The sequence below is a fragment of the Mesorhizobium liriopis genome (assembly GCF_024053505.1).
Lineage (GTDB): Bacteria > Pseudomonadota > Alphaproteobacteria > Rhizobiales > Rhizobiaceae > Mesorhizobium_B > Mesorhizobium_B liriopis.
In genome coordinates this window covers 23,810-42,589 of sequence record NZ_JAMXQS010000005.1, presented here as the reverse complement: position 1 = coordinate 42,589, position 18,780 = coordinate 23,810, and the positions used below count along the sequence as shown (strand labels likewise).

Genomic DNA, 18,780 nt, shown 5'->3' with positions numbered 1-18,780 from the left:
TCGGCGCTCGATAGATAGGTTGTATGAGTTAGGCGACGAAGATTTATATTCTCATAAATAAATTTGATGGAAAACGGATCGTTACAAGGGCCAATAATGACCGAAGATTCGATCTCCGTAATCATTCCTACCTTTAATCGTCACAGTACAATAATGAATGCGGTGCGTTCTGCAAGCGACGAACTTCAGGTCGGTGACGAAATCATTATCGTTGATGATGCATCGGCTCCGCCGATCAGCATCGATGTAACAAATGTCGGAAAGCTTCCGCTTCAACTTGTTCGCAGTGAAACGAACCTTGGCGCTGCAGGTGCTCGCAACTTGGGTCTCGCCCATGCCCGTAACAAATTCGTTGCTTTTCTGGATTCTGATGATCGTTGGCTTCCGGGCAAGTTACATACGCAGAGGCAACTGCTGAAGGCTGGAGATGAATGTCTCGTTGCGATTGGTTGCGGTTGGCGCGAGACGGTTAATAATCAGCCTATCCGAAGCCGCATGCCAGTTGCCTCGCGTGAACGCGCTGATTTCTTTGCCGGTTGCTGGTTTGCGCCTGGTTCAACGTTGCTCGTGTCTGCTGAGGCGTTTCGTAGGGTCGGCGGCTTTGATGAGAATCTTCAACGGCTGGAAGATTACGAGTGGTTTCTTCGTTTCGCTTTGGCAGGAGGACGCCTTGTTATTGCGGAAGTGCTTGGAGCCGAGATTGCGCATGGCACAAATGCGCGCCCGCTTGCTGTCGATGCTGCGGTCGAATTAATTTCTATGAAGTTCGCAACTTTACAACAGTTGGAGAAGCATGAGAGGCAGTCTGCTCTTGCATATCTTAACTTGGAGCGCGCGAGAGCCTATTTGAATGCCGGAATGTGGGGGCGAGCCGCGCTAATGCTGGGTCGTTCATTCTATCATTGCCCCCGAACACGAATACCCCTCCGCAATTGGTGGAGACATGAGAGGCTCTGTAGATTTATTGAATGCCAATAAAATAACAGAGAAAATATTGTACCATTTATCCGAAAATTATTTCTCTTCCTCGGTTTTCATATTTCTACGCAAATATAGGTGGCTTTGGCGATTTCCCTGCGCCAGAGCGCTCTTCGTCGGTTTGGAGGTTACTCTGCAGCAATGAGAGTGCCTAGGCGTTCACCAGCATAGGTGCCGTTACGCAGCGGCTTCCACCAGGCGGTATTAGTAAAATACCAATCGACTGTCGTTGAAAGGCCTGTCTTGAAGCTCTCTCGCGGTTTCCAGCCGAGATGTGCTCTAATCTTAGATGCATCAATCGCATATCGGCGATCATGGCCGGGGCGATCGGATACGAAGTGGATCAGATCGCGATGGGATCGGCCACGCATGCGTGGGCGGCGCTGATCAAGCAGATCGCAGACGGCATGGACGACTTCCAGAGTAGTCTGCTCAGCGTCACCACCAATGTTGTAGCTCTCGCCTAACTGTCCCCGGATTGCAACGGCGGCGAGCGCACGGGCATGATCTTCTACAAACAGCCAATCGCGTACATTAGCACCCGTGCCGTAGACTGGCATTGGCTTTTGATCCAACCCGTTAAGGATAGTGAGCGGAATGAGCTTTTCGGGAAAGTGGAAGGGGCCGTAGTTGTTGGAGCAATTGGATAGCACTACTGGTAGGCCGTAAGTCCGTGCCCAAGCTCGCACGAGATGGTCGGATGCAGCCTTCGAGGCCGAGTAGGGTGAGGAGGGCGCGTAAGGCGTGGTTTCAGTGAAGCGGTCATCCCCTATAGAAAGATCGCCGAAAACTTCATCTGTTGACACATGGTGGAATCGGAAGTTTGCTCTCTTTTCACTAGCGAGCCCACGCCAATAGGTGAGACAAGTGTCGAGCAGACGGAAGGTGCCGACGACGTTGGTTTCGATGAAGGTCTCTGGCTTGTCGATCGAGCGATCGACATGGGACTCAGCTGCCAGATGCATGATAATGTCGATTTGATGCTCATACAGCAAAGAGGCAACCAGTGCCTGGTCGCCGATATCGCCATGAACGAAGCGATAGTTCGTCCGCTCAGCAATTGCACTTAGAGAGGCAAGGTTGCCGGCGTAGGTGAGTTTGTCGAGATTGACGACGAAGGCGCCTACCTCATTGACCAAATGACGACAAAGAGCTGAGCCGATGAAGCCTGCGCCACCAGTGACAAGGATGTTCATGCCGCAAGCTCGCATTGGAAGGTGAAAGTTTCGGCATCCCGCAGAATTGGTGCAGCGCGGTCCTTGTCGGACAAGCTTATCTGTTCGACTGGTAAAGGCCATGTGATGGCAAGGTCTGGATCGTCGAAGCGGATCGCGCGATCACATTCTGCTGTGTAGTAGTCGGTCACCTTGTAAATGACCTCGGTGTCCGGCACGAGGGTGACAAAGCCGTGAGCGAAGCCCTTGGGAACCAGAATTTGGTTCCATTTCTCACCCGACAGTTCGAGTGCCACCCAGCGTCCAAAGGTGGATGAGCCACGCCTGATGTCAACGGCTACATCGAGTATGGCGCCGCGCACCACACGCACGAGCTTGTCCTGCGCGTGCGGTGGCAACTGATAATGTAAACCGCGCAGCACGCCTTTTTCCCTAGATAGCGAATGGTTGTCCTGCACAAACGGTTTGAGGTTATCGAGCGCAGGATGAGATCGCTGGCTCCACGTCTCGCAGAAGAAGCCGCGTGAGTCTTTATACTGCTCGGGGCATATCTCCAGGACGCCATCGAGACCCAGTTCACGCACCGTGACACTCATTGTAGCGTACTCGAATGGGTATGGAGGGCACCCGGATGAGTAGGGATCGTTGAGGCAAGCGGTGCATTCGCTGCGCACGCTCTCAGATACGCTGCATAAGGAGTCTTGCCCATCTGAGTTGCGCGATGAAGCACGTGGTCTGCTGCGACCCAGCCTGCATCAAGGGCTATTTCCTCGGGGCAAGCGATCCGCACGCCTTGACGCTCTTGAATGGTTTGAACGAATTGCGAGGCCTGTTGCAGGCTCTCGTAAGTGCCCGTGTCGAGCCAAGCGTAGCCGCGGCCCAATCGTGACACACTAAGTTGCCCCTCTTCGAGATAGGCATTGTTGACTGCTGTAATTTCGATCTCGCCACGCGCCGACGGCCTCACTCGCATAGCGATATCGACCACTCGGTTGTCGTAGAAGTATAGCCCTGTGACCGCCCAGTTCGACCGGGGTCGCACGGGCTTTTCTTCGATACAGTCAGCCATGCCTGTGCGCTCGTCAAATGACACCACGCCGTAGCGTTCGGGGGAGTCAACATGATAAGCGAAAACCGTCGCACCAGAACGAACTACCGCTTGGCGGCAAAGGTCCGGCAGACCATGGCCAAAGAAGATGTTGTCGCCAAGCACCATGGCCACTGCATCCTCGCCGATAAAGTCGCGCCCGATGATGAAAGCCTCCGCCAGTCCGTTGGGCTGCGCTTGTTCGGCATAAGAAAGCCTGATTCCAAAGGCGGAGCCGTCACCCAACAGCGCTCTGAAACAGGGTAAATCACGTGGCGTGGAGATGACGAGAATGTCGCGGATGCCCGAGAGCATCAAAACGCTCAGTGGGTAGTAGATCATCGGCTTGTCATATACAGGAAGCATCTGCTTCGACACAGCAAGCGTCAAAGGATAAAGTCGTGTGCCGCTGCCACCGGCGAGAACAATGCCTTTCATGAGTCTAGTCTCCAAAGCATGCCGGCAACCACGCTGAAAGCTTGTGCGCGGCGATCCGTCAAAGATTGCGGCCAATCTGCAGATTTCGGTGCAAGAGTGGCATTCAGGCGATTGGTGCGACGGCTCATCCCTTGTGATTAAAGCGTGCCACCGCTTCGGTCAGATGATGGATCGGGAGGGAAATACGACGTACTAGTCTAGAGTTGTCGTCAGTTTCTGGCTATCGCAGATGAAAATTGTCGATGTTTCTCGTTGCCACTTAGATGTTGGCTTCTGTAGCCTACTTAGCGAATGGATTGGATCTGCGGGCAGGACATATCCCTGACAAGTCTGCTGCATTCTGTCTGTAGAATGCGGACGCAGTGAAGTATCGGTGGGTTCCGCTTTGCCGCGGGGGTAGCGCCACATTTCGGTCACACCACACCGCGCCCTTTTACTTGTCGGATCTGAGCGACCGAATCCATCGCCGCACGGGGGGGGCTTCGACTGGAACGTGAATGCCCCGATCAACTTCGACGATAGGATGCGCGTTATGGGCTCGGAAAGCTTGCTCTCGTTGAGTCTGCGATTGACCTAGGTAGGGGACTCACCCAAGCCATTGAGTGACCGTCGCGATCAGAGCGATGGCGGCGAGATAGTTGATGGCGAGGCGATCGTATCGGGTTGCGATGCGCTTCCAGTTTTTTAGCCTGCCGAACATGCGCTCGATGATGTTGCGCCGGCGGTAGGCTCTGCGGTTCAACGGGTAGACGACATCGCGTGCGGCTCGCCCGGGAATGACGGGTTCGATCTCCCGTTCGACGAGCCAGTTTCGCAGACGGTCGGCATCATAGGCCTTATCGGCGATGAGGCGCTGGGTTGGCGGCATGGCCTCCAGAAGCGGCAGCGCCATGGTGATGTCGGCGATGTTGCCGGGCGGCAGGGCGATGGCGACGATCCGGCCACAAGCATCGGCCAGACAATGGATTTCGTTGTTCGGCCACCACGCGAGACGCCGACCGCTTGGCTGAACTCCCCCTTTTCCGCCTGAAGCCGAGCGATGTGCCTTCACATGGGTGCTGTCGAGGCAAAGCTCGTCCGAAACGGCACCAGCCGTTGCGACCTTGGCGAAGATGCGTTGCCAGACGCCGCGCCCTGCTCAGCGAGTATAGCGGTTGTGAGACGCGTCTTGGCCGGCCCGTACTGAGGCGGCACATCCCGCCAGCGCCCGCCGGTCTTTAGAATATGCAGAATGCCCGAGATCACTCGCCGGTCATCGACACCCGGCTTGCCTGGCTGGTTCTTCGGCAGATGCGGCTCCAACACCGCCCACGCCTCGTCCGACAGCCAGAACAGATCACGCATGGTCGCCTTTCATCCAAGGACCCAATGCCAGACGGAAACAGCCAATCATGGCAATATGTTGGATGGGTCCCCTACCTAGGCTCAGGACCTATTAATTTGAGTTGAGGCGTGATTCACGGTCTTCCGGAACGGGAGGCTTGGATGTGTGATGTGTTTCTGTTGAGCGAGGCTCAGATGGCGCGGATCGCGCCGTATTTTCCGCTGTCTCACGGCGTGGCGCGGGTCGACGACCGCCGAGTGGTGAGCAGCATCGTCCATGTCATCCGCAACGGCTTGCAGTGGAAGGACGCGCCCCAGGGCTACGGCCCGCCGAAGACGCTCTACAACCGCTTCATCCGCTGGAGCCGGATGGGCGTGTTCGACCGCATCTTCGCGGGGCTCGCCGGCGAGGGGCCGAAGCCTGAGCGGATCATGATCGACGCCACGCACCTGAAGGCGCACCGCACGGCGGCGAGCTTTCGCAAAAAGGGGCTGTTCCCCGCCGCATCGGGCGAGCAAAAGGCGGGCTGAACTCCAAGCTCCATACCGTCTGCGACGGCGAAGGCCGATCAATCGCCATGCTGCTGTCCGAAGGCCAGATGAGCGACCACAAGGGCGCGCGCCTCGTGCTCGACGCCCTGCCGCCGGCCAAGATTCTCATCGCAGACCGCGACTATGACAGCGCCGCATTCCGCCAGGCGCTCGTCACCAAGGGCGTGGAGCCCTGCATTCCATCGAGCCGGAGCCGGAAACGCCCTATCCCTACAACAAGGCGCTCTATCGGCGGCGCCACAAGGTCGAGAACCTGTTCGCCAAGCTCAAGGACTGGCGACGTATCGCAACCCGATACGATCGATGCGCCCACACCTTCTTCTCAGCCATCCGCACCGCCGCAGCCGTGATCTTCTGGATGTGATCAACGAGTCCTGAACCTAGCTGAAATAGGAGATTTCTTGAATGAAAGGCTTGGTCCAATACCGAAGAATAATGGAATTAACGTCGAATCTGAGCGTTTATTGTAATAAATTATTGTATTTTTTTAGAATTTCTGCTATTTTTATGAATTTTTTAATCTCACTGATGGCGACGCTTGAGTTTGCTGGAAGTCCCTGTGTAATCACAAGCACCGACAGGCCAATGTGCCAATGAACAGTTTCTTGGATCGACGGACTATTGTTGGGCCAATTATTTAGACCGTAGCCGAAAAGTAGCGCAAGTAAGTCTCCCGTTGCTGCGCAACGTCCTTTTTCGGCGATACTGGGCAGGATAAGGCGCTCTATAATCTTGGCCAGATCTAGCCCAGGCCACAGGCGGCTGTGTAGGGCATCTTCGAAGTCTAGAAAGGCGAAGGTATCTCCGTTCTGGATAATATTGCCTGGGTTGAGGTCGCCATGAATAGCGCCGCTTTCCCACTTCATGCTCCCTAGGTGCGTCAAGAAGGCGTCCCGCATCTCAAGGGCAAAACGCTTATGTTCACAACCCTCCCAGCGCTGTTCGAATCGTCCGGAGACTGCTAACTCCTCCATTTCGGTGAGCCGGCAAGTCGTTCGTGCTTCAATTGAGAAGCGGTCAGCAACATTTGCAAAAGCATGGTGCAATCGATTGAGGCTGACTCCTAGTCGAGCAAAATCTACTGCCCCGGCTGTCGGATGTGCTCCTTCTATCCAGCGGAATACCATTGCGCTCATGTCGCCCTCAAGGGCAATCTCTGCAGCAAAACGCGGCGTGACAACCCCCTCAGTTGATAGCGAATGAGCTAAATCGGCTTCCAAGCGAGCGGCAGGAAGCTCCTTATCGCTAACAATTTTGATGAACCAAGCTGGCTCTCCGTCTTCAACGAGGCCTCGCAAGTAACGGGGCATCTTATTTGCGGTTGGGACTGCCTCCAACCGTCCTGCAAGCCACTTAGTAAGGGGCCGAAGGGCAGTGGCTGCCTCCACCGGCAGGATCGCCCAAGGTAAGAGCCCAGCGGCAATGCCTGAGCGTAGAGGCGGACGCATCAATGATCGTCCACTAGGAGAGATCGGCAGGCGTGATCGGCTGCCCACGGACCAAAGCCGATTTAACCTTCCGCCCGACAAGGCGATCTGCCTCGTCTGCAGGTGCTCCTACAACTGGGAAGGCAAACTCAATGTCTTTCCTCGTGAGGAACTCTCCCACAGTAAGTGTTCGTGCGGCGACGCAACCCATCCGGTCAGGCGATGACATGGGCGCGTCTCCGTCGGGACGGCGGCTGTGTCCCAAAGCCATCCAGTTGGAATGCATCATCTTAATCGCCTCAGCCAGACGATCTGCCGGAATGGCATGTGCACGGTCGATGCCAGCTTCACAGCGTTCGGCCACCACCCCCTTCTCGAAAACGCATGCGCCTAGCGCTAGCGCTAGCGGCAACATGTCGAGCCCTGCATGATGATCAGACAATCCTACAGGGCAGGCGAAGCTGCGCGACAATTCCGCGAGCATTCGCATGTGGAATCGTTCGGCAGTCGCCGGCGGTCCGGGCGGCGAGTGCTGGATGAGGAGTCGCCCTAAACCTCCCGCTTTCTCCGCCCACCCAATAGCGCGATCGATCTCGAACCATCGACTGCGGCCCGTGTCGATCACAAGTGGTAGTCCAGTGCTGGCCGCCCTTTCGATAAGCCATTTGTGAGTGATGTTGGACGAAGGTATTTTTAGCGCCACCACATGAGATTGCTCTGCGAAGCAAACGCCCTCCTCGTCATAAACACTGAGAACGATCTCAAGCCCAGCGTCCCGCCCGTGTGAAAGAAGACGCTCAAGCATGCCAAGTGGCACGACCATGTCTTCAATCATTTGGCGATATGGGTAGGCCACCATTTTTCCGTTGAGATGGTCAAAATAAGGCATCAACCCCGACTCATCCAGACAGAGATCAGCCCGATGGAGTGCGGCACCCTTGAGATAACCTCCTCCTGCGGCGGCGATTGTATCGATCAATCGCCGTGCGAGTTTTTCATCCCTATGGAAATAGAGATCGATATCAGGCCAAAAGAGGGGAGGATGCGCCGAACCCACCTTCCTGCTACCTATAATGATTTCAGGAGCGTCTGCAGTCATGCTCAATATAACTCTCGCTGTATCGCGACGGGCGTATCTGCCGGTTCATATTTTCTAACAGATTATTAACCTGCCGCCGGATGGCAGCATGTCTCGCTGGGCGTCTGTTTAAAGCCGACACGTTCCAAGAATAAGTTATGCGCAGTCAGATTCAGAGCGACATCGCCGTTTTTGGCAGCAGAAGGCAACAAATAGTACTTAGAATACCGAACTTAGTTTGCGCCTTCATACAGTCTCACTAAGGCAGCTGGCAATTAGACGATCGAGCGCATGCCCGTCAATTTCTCCCCAGCGGACCGCGTCGCGACGGGCAGCCGAGTCAAGCCTGGGTCTCGTTTCACCAGTGCGCCAACGCAACAGCGCATTTTTGAATTCCGCTGTGTCCGATACAGTTACAACTTGCTCAAGATCTCGGTAATCTGGATAATTGTAACCGTAGCAATCGAAGTCGATCACTGCGATGCCAAGTGCAAGTGCCCACTTAATGGTTGTGGACACCGAGGCTACAAACAGGTCTGCCAATGGGAGAAGTTCGGCGACCGATACACGTTCAACCCGTGCACCAGCTGCTTCCATATCCTCAATCTCCGCTATCGAGGTAGTAGGATGCGGACTGATAACAATGTTGGCGCTGGTAATTTCCTCCGGAATCCGGTGGAAGGCTGCTGTAAGTTCGGAATAGGTTGCAAATTCTGAGTCTCGCCTCGTAAGTTGATTGGGCGGCATAGCAACAACGATGAATGGCTTGTCGATGTCAAAATTGTAACGCTTTGCTAGATACGCTCGCCGTTCGGCCTTTTCCTGGCGCACCGCCGCCAGCCTATCGTGCAAGGGATGGCCTAGGACGGCGAGGCGGGTACTATGGAAGTTCTGCGTGAGATAATTTTTCTCCATCACCCTACTTTCCAAAGCGATGAGGTCAGGCTGCCCCGTGTTAACGAGCCAAGGGTTGAATGGGGCTTCGCTGATGAGTTCCCGGCCTATTGCCTCAATCCATGGTAATCGCGTGATGACGTAATCAGGCCCCTCAGCTAACCACTTCGGCAGATGTTGCTGAAAAAGGGAGAGCTGTGGGCCACCAATTGCGTGGGTCTTACTGTATTTATAGGCATCCTCTGCCTCATTCAGTGATAGCGCACCGTAAGAAGAAACGACGGTGCGGATTCCCCGGCGACGAGCTGCGGCAATCCAAGCAAAACTGTCTCGCTCAACGTTGTCCTCCGCGAAAACGATAGCGTCTATCCCGAGCCGTACTAGCCAATCCTCGCAAAAAGCTGTGCGCCGCAAGTTTCGATCTGCGGCGCGTAGTACATCGAGCCTTTCGCCCCGCTCCAATTTTCCAATCAGGATTTTTGCTGGGCTCTCTAGCTTTCTCTTGAACCACCGTTGGACTTCACGTTTCTTTGGCAGCGGCAAACGCGCAGGTTTCGCTGTCAACCAGTTCGACAGTAGACTTTGGATGTCAGCTAGACCTCCTTCTAGAGTATTCTCCTCGACGTACACAGATTGCGCTGCAAGAGCTGCTTCGCTGTAGCTGGGACCATTAGGAAGCGCGTAAGGCGACCAAAGGATGGTGTCAAACATTGCGCTGTCACGCCCCGTTTGAGCAAGGATACGTGCAAGTTGGAAATTCCCCTGCTCGTAGATGATACAAAGAATACGTTTTTTGAAACTCATGTGCACTGCTCTAAAGGCGCCTCCGGTGCCACACGCAGCGCCAGAACGTCGGCCACGTATTGAACAGCTGCCATTACAGCCATCGTTGGGTCCGATAATTGCCGCTTAATCCTTGCAGCAAAGACGGCGCGTTCACTGGCACAGGTGGCACGCTTTACCGCTAGTGCCAGCTCAATCCCGTTCTTCGCTTCCAGCGCAACCCCTGTTTCGACCAGAGGCAGGCTGTCGATCCGTCCGTGGTGACGCCAGTATTTAGCTATGTCAGATGGGTAGTCAGCGTAGATAACCATAGGTCCAAGGCAGGGCGCCGATCGGGTAAGATGAATAGCATCGAGCCCAACAGTTGAGAAGCAGGAGATGGCAGCATCAATCATCACGAGTGGCTCTTCTATAGGACCTACCTCGGTAAGAACAGGTTGGACACCCGCCGTACGGAACATGGAGAGGGTCGCGGAAACAGCGGCTCCGTCCTCGCGAGGATGAGGTCGAAATAAGAGCGTTGCTCCTGTGGCCCTGACGGACGCTGCTACATCCATGATAACCTGAGAATAGCCAGCCATCCCAATCAGATTTTGACCGAAATAACCGACTACGAGACCTTCTGCGCTAAGCCCAAGGCGACGACGCAACCTTACTCGCAATTCACGTGCATTAAGTTCACTGAAGCCACCGTGTTTCGGTGATCCGATGACCTTCACATGAGAAGTGCTTCGCTGGCGTGTGAGTCTGGCAGCTGCATCATCAATAACGAGATAGTGGTCGCAACTGATGCCGCCGACCTGCTTAACATCCCCCCAAAAATCTTGCATGGCGAAGGTTGGTATACCCTCCTGTCGTGCAGCTAACATAGTGAGTTCATCGATGCCGTCAGAATGAAATGCCGATACTCCGCAGATCACGGCCTCGACACGCTTTTCTCTAAGGTTGGCCCGGGCCTTGGAAATAAGGTGTGGCTCTAATGCTCCAGCAGATACCTCCGCGAATGGCTGTCCTAACCAAGTCGACCCATCTGTGAAATGGGTCTGGCGACGTGCAAAATACTGAGCAGCAGCGCCCTGGCCCACAAGTTCAACGGCGGCGCCTGCTGCTCGCAGACCATCAGCAAGACAGACGATGTGGCCAGCAGCACCAACGTCACGTGCAGTCAGAACGATCGAAGAGCCTTTCATTCGACGCATGGCGACCGCTGTACCTTTTGAAGAAAAATCTACACGTTCCACTCAGATCAGGAATCGCTTCTATCGAATTGATGTTGAAAAGATCCGCGTATGTTCGCATGAGCCATTAGCAAGCCAAATTTTATGCGCAAGTTCCAAACCTGCTGGGATCGTGAGGCGTCGTGACGTCAGTTATACGGCTACAGGCAAAAGTCTTGGCTATTTCGAACCCTGTTTTGAAGGTAACCGGGGTGCCTGCTCCCTGAAAAGGTCTCTAATCGCATTCGTCAAGCTGGCTGACTGGTGTCTGTGCGCACGCCAGGTTCATGGTTCTCTCCGCGGTCGGTCTCGTTGGACCGCCGCATGTTGGCGTCAGATGGTCGGATCGACCGAAGTGGTCCTCGCGGTTGCTGATAGCACCGCATTTTCGCCGGACGGCCTGATCCGCGCCAAACGTCCCGACGGGGACGCATCCGTTGAGGTCGGTCGAGCGGCACGGCAGTGGTCATGCCGCTGCCTCCTAGCTCCAGCGCAATGGGGTGCTGGTCTTCCACATGGCATGCAGGATCACGACCATCTATCGGGCCACGGCGATCCTTGCCTTCTCGAAGCCGGACGCCTTTGCCAGCTTCAGGCCCCAGGCCTTGAGCGTGGAGAAGCGCAGGTTGCGCGTCAGAAGTGTCGTGGCCGCCTCGTAGAGGTGCTTCCTTGTCATCAAGCTTCCGTGCTTGGAGATGCGCCCATTCCGGCTCGTCTCGCCGGACTCATACCGTCGCGGCGTCAGACCCAAATAGGCGACAGCACTCGATGACCGCTTGAAGCGCGATGCGTCCTCGAAGGGCGAGGCGACGGAAAGGGCAGTGATGACGCCAACGCCCTAAGCGGTCATGAACAGACGCACGGTAGGGTTTGCCTTTGCAACCGCGATGAGACGGCGGTCCAGAACCTTGATCTGATCGAGGATCGAGGCTCTCGCCTTCATCAGCGTCTCGGCGATGAGACGCATCTCGGGGGCCGCTTCGAGTTCGCCGGCGATGATCTTTTCGACCCGTCCGGTGAACCCTCTGGCACGCTTGCCAAACAGAACGCCAAAGGCGCGCAAAATGCCTCGACTCTCGTTCTCGATCTTGACGCGGATCCGCGGCCCCCATCTCGCGGGCAACCAAAAGGGAGCGGACCTGATAGCTGTCACGGCGTTTGATGCGCACTTCCTTGAACCAGCCGGGTTGCTCGCAAGCTCAAGGCCGAAGATGTGATTGACGGGCTTTCTGACGTCTTCGTGTCTCACGTGGCACCCCGCCTATGTTCGTTCCGACAACGGGCCGGAGTTCGTGGCTAAGGCGGTGCGCGATTGGATCGCCGCCGTCTGCACAAAGTGCGCCTTCATCGAATTGGGCAGCCTTTGGGATTGAGCAGGATCAACCAACAGTCCGGGGGACTGTTGATCCTACGATGGGCTATTGCGAGAGCTCCAACTCAAAGCTCGGAGACGAACTGTTCAACGGCGGAATCTTCTACAGCCTCGCCGAGGCCAAGATCGTCATCGAGGGTTGGAGGCAGTACTACAAGACGGTGCGCCCGCACTCATCGCTCGGCTACAAACCACCGGCACCAGCTGCCGTACAATGGAGGCTACGCTACCCGGCCCAGCTTCGCCTGCCACCCCAGCCGTAGCTGCACGGCCAACGAGGCACTAAGATGAACCCCGGACCGCCCAATGGGGGCAGGCCAATCTCGAGCTTCGAGTAGGGGAATTGGATGTACCGCCAGATCATCGCTGAGGCACTGACCACAAATGCGCAGCAAATGCCTTTGATCTCTCCTTGCAACTTCATGCGTTCGAAGAGGAACCTCACATCGGCGGTGCTCGACCCAACGGCCAGGATATTCAAAGCGGTATTCTTGTTTCTAATTGACATACGCCCCATCCCGTCGCCATGAAGAGCTTGGCGCAGAACGCCTGCGCTGGGGCGTCGAAACCCCTGTTCGTGGTTGATACCGACCAAGACGGTATCTCCTCCTTGACCTTATGGTCGAGGAGCCTGTGGCGTATGTCCAGGCTCTTCGAGCTAAAGGCTACAGGGCCGTCGAACACGGTTTCGAACTCCCCGATCACCAAGGATCAAGGGGCCTGTCTGCGGGGGCGCACCGCAGGCGAATGCCCCTGAGGGGGTAAAGTGCCGTGCTATTCAGATCGCGAAGTTTGAGCAGGCTTGTATGCCTGCTGTGGCTAACAGGCGCGTGCCTGATGTGCGTTGGGCTAGCTGTACCACCTGCATCGGCCGAGGGTGGCGTGTCGGTGTGGCGGCAAACGACGCCGGGCAAGGCGCAATCTGCTGACGATGTGCAGTCCGCTAACAGGTCCGGCCGTGGGCAGAGCACCAGCGTCTTCGATCAACGCGACCAGGCGGTCGTCTGCGGCATCGCTCGCGGCAATGCCTGCATGGCCTACCTCACCTTTGACTGGAGCTTCGAAGACGTCCCCGGTCGGCCTGAGTTCTCAACTGACGCCGATAAGGCACTCTGTCGCGACTACTACCGCTACTTCATTCGCACCGGCCAGAGCGACGCTTCCATTGATCGCCACTGCTCTGAACGCCGCCTGCGTCCGCAGATGGTGCCTGACCCCTCACGCTAAGGAGCAAGACCCAATGTCAGACAACGACGAGGACCATCACTACGCGCATGACGACGAGGGCAACAGCGTCCGGGTCCGATATGGCCAACCACCCGAGGGCACACTTCAACCACGCGGGACTATCCGACCTGTCACGCTTGATGAGATGCCTGCCATCCACTTGCGCAACATGGCACGCGATGCGGCTGCCGCGGCAGAAGCTGCTGAGCGGCGACGCAATGAAAACATGGAACGGCAGCGCAAGGCAGAGGCTGAACGTCTCAAGGAGCAGCGCGAAGCCGATGCCAAGCCTGCGGCGGACAGACCTTCGACGAGCCTGCTCAACACCCCGCCTCGCAAGCTCGATCTCGATACGAATGACAATAAAGGAGGAACCCCATGACTGAGTTCCGGAAAGGCTCGCTGGAAGCGCGCATTGCTGAGATGAACAGGCGCCAGCAATCTAACCCACATCTCAGCCATCAGCAGATTAGGGAGGCCGAACTAGAAGGTCAGGTAGCGCTGGAGCTTCTTGGCAAAATGTTCCGCTATTATGAGATCGTGGCGGAACGGGTCGAAAGGATCAAGCGCTCGCTGGGTTTGCGGCCGAGGCGCTGAGTCTACTGAAATATCCTGCCAGGTAAACCTTAGTTTTTTAGCTAGTCCAGCAAGGGCAAGTCGTGAACCGCTTCACCGCGAACTTTACACTCGCTTTGAGCTAGGTGTGAGCTTTCCAAGTGCGCCGACAGCAATGAGGAATTTGATCTCCTTGCGTTTGATAAACAGCAGAAGTTCCATCGCTTCTGCGCGTTCGTGGAAAGATATGTCAGTTCGGTCGGTTATGCGAAGTGTTTCGGCATATAGCGCTTGAAACTCGCTGAAGCGTTTGCCGATTTCGGTCTTTGGATCTTGGACTGTTTCCCAGTCGCAAAATTGGCCACGGTGTCGATCACATATTCTATATGCGGTTCGCCGTGATACTCCGATGACGCAGGCAATTCTTGCAACAGAGACGCCTCGATTAAAAAGCCGTTGGAAGGCTCGCAGCCGAAGCGACTCTTCATCGAAATATTCCTGCGTCGTTCCATCGCTCAAGCTGTCGATCTCTTTAAGCCAGAGGGCCTGAAGTGCCTGGATGTCGATGCGACGTTCTTCTTCGAGCGCGCGATCTACCTCTTTGTCGATGTCGTCTAGTTGCGGCAAGTCGAACTCGGTCGAAAAGCGGCTGGTTCGATAATAGCCTCGTGCTACGCTTTTGGGCCGGCCGCTACGATGCTGTGACGACGCTCCTTTTGGCTTCTGACCTAACGTTTTCTTTGACTGGTTGTTCATTCGGAAGCCTACATATCAAAGTGTCGCTATTAGCAGCGACTTAATGGTCGTACACCGTATGAGGTGACACGCAAGGTCTGCCCAACTTTCATATGTCAAGGCCATTTGTAGACCCTTAGTCTAGAAGCAATCCTTTGACCCCTCTCTGGGTCCTTATAAATATGGATGGCAGAACCCTACTGCAGTAACCCAGCATCTGGAGCGCACGGACTAAGGGCTAGATCATATCGAAGCCCGATAGTGGATGTGAAATTCTATCACATCGCTTAAAGCATCGGCCGCTCGATCTATTTCCAGCCCGCTCTTGCTGGTTTTGGCGACGTCCACGGACGAGCAGTCGATTGCTCGCCAAATTGCACTGCCGACCGGGCTTAACTCAGCATAGTTCTCTTTGGGCAGCAATGAACGGAGGAGCCGCGTCATCCTATCCTCCTGAAAGGCTGTGAAGGCGATCAGGTGAAGCGAGTGTCGATAGAGTGGTTCTGAATCGTGGAGGGCCAAGCGGTAAGGGAGCTCACTTTCGTCGCGAAACAAGGTTACGATTAAACCGCGCAAGCGAACTAATGCAGGAAGGGTTTCATCTCCCAGGAATGATTCTGTGGTGCGGTTGACGCGAAGCCATTCCTGCTGCTGCAGGGCCAGCGTCAAGGCCGCGCTGTTCGGGAAGTACTGGTAGATTGAACCAGTACTAATGTTGGCCTGGTCGGCAACGGCATCGATCGTGAAATGGAAGGCGCCATTCTCCGCGAGCACTTGCCGCGCGGCGATGAGGATTCTGTTATATCGTTCTCTTGAGCGTAGCTGAACCGGATTTTTACGGGGTAGCAGATCGGCGATGCTTGGTTTTTCCATGAATGATCAGGCATTTTTGAGAAGTGTGGCTATCTCACTTTCGCAGGTCGAAACACGACTATATAGTCAGATTTCAATCGTTGAAACTGAGGAAGGGTCGCGTTTGACGCTTTCTTCGCCCCTCATGTGTCCCTTCGAGAACTGGTCAGTCAGGGTGTGGCTCCCCACAAGCCATTGGGAGTGTGGTAGATAAAAAATAAAATTATGCGCAAGAATTTAATACCTTACAACCGCATCCCAGTTGATTTGTTTATTTTTCTCATTAAATGATAGAAAAATAATATATTAACAGATTATAAATTACTAGAAGGATTAAGTAATTGCGGTTGGATAATCGCTCTAATTGTTATTCTTGCATGAATCATTGGTATAATATTGAAGGTGTTCGCAATTTTGTAGCAGTTGCATGTGATGTTCTCCATCGCTTGCGCTGCAACCCGTTGCAATCAGCCCCCTGGTTGATGGATGAAATCCCGTGTCCAGAACGCTCATATCCCAAATCGTATGATTTAGGACGTGGTGAAAAATCAATTGTGCCACCTTGCGCTCAACCGCGTGCGCTGATTGTCTCCTGCCATTTCGCCACTTCCCGATAGGCGGTGGCTGGCGTCGGCTCGATGCCGGATACCGTCACAACAAACGTTGCTGTGCCGGCGGTTTGAAACGAAGCATGATGTCACTCGTGAGCGAGAAGTCCACGACAGGGTTGCGAGCCGGCAACGGATTGTCAGCGGGTTGCCATTCAGCCGAAATGGACGATGCGCTGCCCTGCTAAGTAAGTTGCAGTTGGATAATTGCTGCAGGCCCGCCACCCGCCATGGAGTTTAGTAGGGAGCGGCAGGGTCGCCCGCTGGCAACAGCTTGCAGGGGGTTACCGCCACTACTTAGCATATCCTTCGGTAGGGGTTCCAATCGACCAACCGAGCTAATGATGCTTTGGCAAGCGGGCCACCCGGTTAATGGCGAAGCCATCAGTTCGGCCGCACGAAGCCCTAAAGGAATTGTCGCATCGCATGCATCTAGTATGACAGAAGGTGGCGCCGCGATCGAAAGCCCACCCACCGAGCGTGCGAACGGCTCGTTCGTCGCCTATCTGCGTGATCCGGATGGAAACAAGCTTACCGCACGGACTTCGCCCCGGAGGTAGCGGGAGCGATAACGGGTTGGGGCGATCTCTCGAGATAGGCTCTTGATGGTACGCCTACAGCGCGCTTCGCATACGGAAATGCGCTGTCACCTGCGCTTCTGATCGATCAGAACCGCTTGCTGCCACTTGCCGGGTGCCTTGTCGGTGCGGTGAATGCAGCCTGCCCAGCAGCAGGGCCGCTTCTTTCCCTCCTGCAACTCGTCTTTCGTTCGCTCGATACGGCGCAGGCGGGTCTTCGGCTGCTTTGCATCGTCAATCCAGCACAGGAACTCGTTGCGGCCCAGCGGTGTCAGGCCACCCCACAGAGCATAGACCTGCGGGTCGGCTCGCAAGGCGGCCTGCACGTCATCCGCTGCCTCGTGCACGGTGCCTTGAGGAAACGCACTCATCAGACGTGCCTCCAATCCCACGTGTCACTTATCTTGGTTAGAAATGGCTGATCCGAGTCGCTGGAGATGTTGGCTGCACGTACGGCTTGCATTCCCAGAGTCGATGCGCGCCTGAAGCGACTTAACCCTCACGCGTGTTGAGCACTTGTGTGGAGGTGACCCAAGACCCGAATGCCTAAGTATTATCAGCGGTGATAATTTTATAGCCTTGCCCGCTCAGGGGTAGATTAATCGACTGGCCATTTGGCGTCCTGACAAGGACGTCGCCTCGATTGCCGTTCTGTAGGCTTTCGATAAATGCGCTGGGAGCTATCTCTTCTACCAGGCATCCTTGAGCAGTGCAGCGGCTAATTGGAAACTTGGCCGTGTAGCCGCCAAGTTTCACCTCGATCCCCTCCGGAACCGAAATGCCGAGCGGCACCGCCAACTGGAACCGTGACGTACCATTCTCATGCTTCGCAACCGCAAGCACCAATGCGATCTGATTGCCAACCACCGCACGGAAGATCGCTTGGCAGTTCTCCTTGCCCGATGTCTTTTCCGCACATTCGCGTTTCCATTCGCCAGCCGGTGCCGTGTTAACCGCCCGAGGAGCTGAAGGTGTTTCTGACTTCGGAGGTGCTGGTCGAGCCTCGGGCGGACGTACCGCATCCTTGAGCGGCGCTGGCGATGGCTCGCGTGGCTCTTGATCGGGCAAGCCAACTTCGCGGTCGGGCACGATGGGTTGAATGTTTTTCTCGCCTCGCGCGGTTTGCGCGAAGACCGGTGTTGCGAGAAGCGTACCAAGCAGTGCTACGGCTCCGAATGCTCGAACCAATTTCCTCGACATCACTCTCCCCAACCGCTGACCGATGCGATGCGATGCGCTGGCGTCCTCATCCATCTCCCTTACGGAAGCCACCCACATCTGCAAATGTCAAACTACGCATGACGCAATTGTTCGAACGTCTGCTCAAGAAAACCGTCGCACGGCGCTTTGACAGCGTTTGTCGATGCTGACATGGAACGTGTTATCGAAGAGGGAGGCATGGGCGGAATGAAGACGGTGTTTTGCGCCGTAGTGGTTGCGGCGAGCTTTTCCGCACCATGCCCGGTCGAAGCCGAGGTTTATATCCGGCAGCTCGATCAGAGCCAGAGCGCACGGCCGGGCCTGAACCGTGAAGGTGCTGGCGCCTACATTCCTCAGGTGCCATCGGATGCACGGCCACGCCCCGCCGCGCCACCTGCGCGTAAGGTGATCCGCAGGAAGGCAGCTCAGACACCGATCGTTCCGCAGGCAGTAAGAATTGCCTTTCCGGATGTAGGGGCTGGCGTCGCCGTGGCGCTTTCGCCTGCCGCAGCTGATTCGCAGTTGCCCAATGTTGGGCGTGGAGTGGTCCGTCAGTAGAAGGCGCCGTTCTCGCGACCTCCTCCGTATTTGCCAAAATTAACTCTGTCGGTAGTTCTTTCTAGCGCTCCACCAGTAGAGTCGTGCTTATATGAGGGCTGAACCAATCCTTTGGTGAGGCAATGGTTGTTGCTGGACTGCCA

At 55.5% G+C, this 18,780-nt stretch carries 18 protein-coding genes and 3 pseudogenes; 7 read left to right on the top strand and 14 right to left on the bottom strand.

Annotated elements, in window-relative coordinates; all coding sequences use genetic code 11:
* The first annotated feature begins 96 nt into the window (after positions 1 to 96).
* Positions 97 to 978, top strand: a complete 882-nt coding sequence (locus NGM99_RS10190) for a glycosyltransferase family 2 protein (protein WP_252818557.1) — start codon at positions 97 to 99, stop codon at positions 976 to 978.
* 128 nt (positions 979 to 1,106) lie between these two features.
* Here NGM99_RS10190 and rfbB read toward each other — a convergent pair whose 3' ends face one another.
* The 5 genes from rfbB to NGM99_RS21930 all read right to left on the bottom strand — a co-directional run bounded on the left by rfbB (position 1,107) and on the right by NGM99_RS21930 (position 5,022).
* Positions 1,107 to 2,174 carry a dTDP-glucose 4,6-dehydratase gene (rfbB, locus tag NGM99_RS10185; protein ID WP_252818555.1) on the bottom strand — a complete coding sequence of 356 codons (1,068 nt, stop codon included), beginning with the start codon at positions 2,172 to 2,174 and terminating at the stop codon, positions 1,107 to 1,109.
* The gene (rfbC, locus tag NGM99_RS10180; RefSeq protein ID WP_252818553.1) at positions 2,171 to 2,749 is read right to left on the bottom strand and encodes a dTDP-4-dehydrorhamnose 3,5-epimerase; all 579 of its coding nucleotides are present in this window, start codon (positions 2,747 to 2,749) and stop codon (positions 2,171 to 2,173) included. Before rfbC ends, rfbB begins: the two co-directional genes overlap by 4 nt.
* Positions 2,746 to 3,678, bottom strand: a complete 933-nt coding sequence (rfbA, locus tag NGM99_RS10175; protein WP_252818551.1) for a glucose-1-phosphate thymidylyltransferase RfbA — start codon at positions 3,676 to 3,678, stop codon at positions 2,746 to 2,748. The genes rfbC and rfbA overlap by 4 nt, the downstream gene beginning before the upstream one ends.
* Before the next feature lie 586 nt (positions 3,679 to 4,264).
* The gene (locus tag NGM99_RS10170) at positions 4,265 to 4,792 is read right to left on the bottom strand and encodes an IS5 family transposase (protein ID WP_435371424.1); all 528 of its coding nucleotides are present in this window, start codon (positions 4,790 to 4,792) and stop codon (positions 4,265 to 4,267) included.
* Positions 4,726 to 5,022: a transposase gene (locus NGM99_RS21930; protein WP_435371419.1), complete on the bottom strand. Its 297-nt coding sequence runs from the start codon at positions 5,020 to 5,022 to the stop codon at positions 4,726 to 4,728. Before NGM99_RS21930 ends, NGM99_RS10170 begins: the two co-directional genes overlap by 67 nt.
* Positions 5,023 to 5,163: 141 nt before the next feature.
* Here NGM99_RS21930 and NGM99_RS10165 point away from each other — a divergent pair.
* Positions 5,164 to 5,917: pseudogene (locus NGM99_RS10165) on the top strand (IS5 family transposase).
* A gap of 97 nt (positions 5,918 to 6,014) precedes the next feature.
* Here the strand turns inward: NGM99_RS10165 and NGM99_RS10160 are convergent.
* The 5 genes from NGM99_RS10160 to NGM99_RS21595 form a co-directional block, all read right to left on the bottom strand.
* A complete protein-coding gene (locus NGM99_RS10160) occupies positions 6,015 to 6,863 on the bottom strand; it encodes an aminoglycoside phosphotransferase family protein (RefSeq protein ID WP_252818550.1) in 849 nt (282 codons plus the stop codon).
* A 151-nt stretch (positions 6,864 to 7,014) separates the two neighbouring features.
* Positions 7,015 to 8,079, bottom strand: coding sequence for an N-acetylneuraminate synthase family protein (locus NGM99_RS10155; protein WP_252818548.1), 1,065 nt, complete (start codon positions 8,077 to 8,079; stop codon positions 7,015 to 7,017).
* 225 nt (positions 8,080 to 8,304) lie between these two features.
* Entirely contained in the window at positions 8,305 to 9,756 is a 1,452-nt protein-coding gene (locus tag NGM99_RS10150) for a hypothetical protein (protein ID WP_252818547.1), read from the bottom strand.
* A complete protein-coding gene (locus tag NGM99_RS10145) occupies positions 9,753 to 10,976 on the bottom strand; it encodes a CDP-glycerol glycerophosphotransferase family protein (protein ID WP_252818545.1) in 1,224 nt (407 codons plus the stop codon). Before NGM99_RS10145 ends, NGM99_RS10150 begins: the two co-directional genes overlap by 4 nt.
* Before the next feature lie 514 nt (positions 10,977 to 11,490).
* Positions 11,491 to 11,778, bottom strand: a complete 288-nt coding sequence (locus NGM99_RS21595; protein WP_353937410.1) for a transposase — start codon at positions 11,776 to 11,778, stop codon at positions 11,491 to 11,493.
* A 357-nt stretch (positions 11,779 to 12,135) separates the two neighbouring features.
* On the opposite strand from NGM99_RS21595, the pseudogene NGM99_RS10135 reads away from it, so the two are divergent.
* The 4 genes and pseudogenes from NGM99_RS10135 to NGM99_RS10120 form a co-directional block, all read left to right on the top strand.
* Positions 12,136 to 12,610, top strand: a pseudogene (locus tag NGM99_RS10135) (integrase core domain-containing protein); the annotation flags it as partial.
* 596 nt (positions 12,611 to 13,206) lie between these two features.
* Positions 13,207 to 13,551, top strand: coding sequence for a hypothetical protein (locus tag NGM99_RS10130; RefSeq protein ID WP_252818542.1), 345 nt, complete (start codon positions 13,207 to 13,209; stop codon positions 13,549 to 13,551).
* A 13-nt stretch (positions 13,552 to 13,564) separates the two neighbouring features.
* Positions 13,565 to 13,933, top strand: a complete 369-nt coding sequence (locus tag NGM99_RS10125) for a hypothetical protein (RefSeq protein WP_252818540.1) — start codon at positions 13,565 to 13,567, stop codon at positions 13,931 to 13,933.
* Positions 13,930 to 14,148 (top strand): hypothetical protein, encoded by a 219-nt coding sequence (locus NGM99_RS10120; protein WP_252818539.1) that lies wholly within the window; start codon positions 13,930 to 13,932, stop codon positions 14,146 to 14,148. Before NGM99_RS10125 ends, NGM99_RS10120 begins: the two co-directional genes overlap by 4 nt.
* An 84-nt stretch (positions 14,149 to 14,232) precedes the next feature.
* On the opposite strand, the gene NGM99_RS10115 is transcribed toward NGM99_RS10120, so the two are convergent.
* Both NGM99_RS10115 and NGM99_RS10110 read right to left on the bottom strand, forming a co-directional pair.
* Positions 14,233 to 14,862 carry a hypothetical protein gene (locus NGM99_RS10115; protein ID WP_252818537.1) on the bottom strand — a complete coding sequence of 210 codons (630 nt, stop codon included), beginning with the start codon at positions 14,860 to 14,862 and terminating at the stop codon, positions 14,233 to 14,235.
* A gap of 222 nt (positions 14,863 to 15,084) precedes the next feature.
* Positions 15,085 to 15,714 carry a TetR/AcrR family transcriptional regulator gene (locus NGM99_RS10110; protein WP_252818535.1) on the bottom strand — a complete coding sequence of 210 codons (630 nt, stop codon included), beginning with the start codon at positions 15,712 to 15,714 and terminating at the stop codon, positions 15,085 to 15,087.
* Positions 15,715 to 16,672: 958 nt separating this feature from the next.
* Between NGM99_RS10110 and NGM99_RS21925 the strand changes: the two are divergent.
* Positions 16,673 to 16,861 (top strand): annotated as a pseudogene (locus tag NGM99_RS21925) (VOC family protein); the annotation flags it as partial.
* An 86-nt stretch (positions 16,862 to 16,947) separates the two neighbouring features.
* Here NGM99_RS21925 and NGM99_RS10100 read toward each other — a convergent pair.
* Together NGM99_RS10100 and NGM99_RS10095 are read right to left on the bottom strand one after the other, a co-directional pair.
* A complete protein-coding gene (locus NGM99_RS10100; protein WP_435371418.1) occupies positions 16,948 to 17,250 on the bottom strand; it encodes a YdeI/OmpD-associated family protein in 303 nt (100 codons plus the stop codon).
* Positions 17,251 to 17,425: 175 nt separating this feature from the next.
* A complete protein-coding gene (locus NGM99_RS10095; protein ID WP_252818533.1) occupies positions 17,426 to 18,133 on the bottom strand; it encodes an invasion associated locus B family protein in 708 nt (235 codons plus the stop codon).
* Between the last annotated feature and the right edge of the window lie 647 nt (positions 18,134 to 18,780).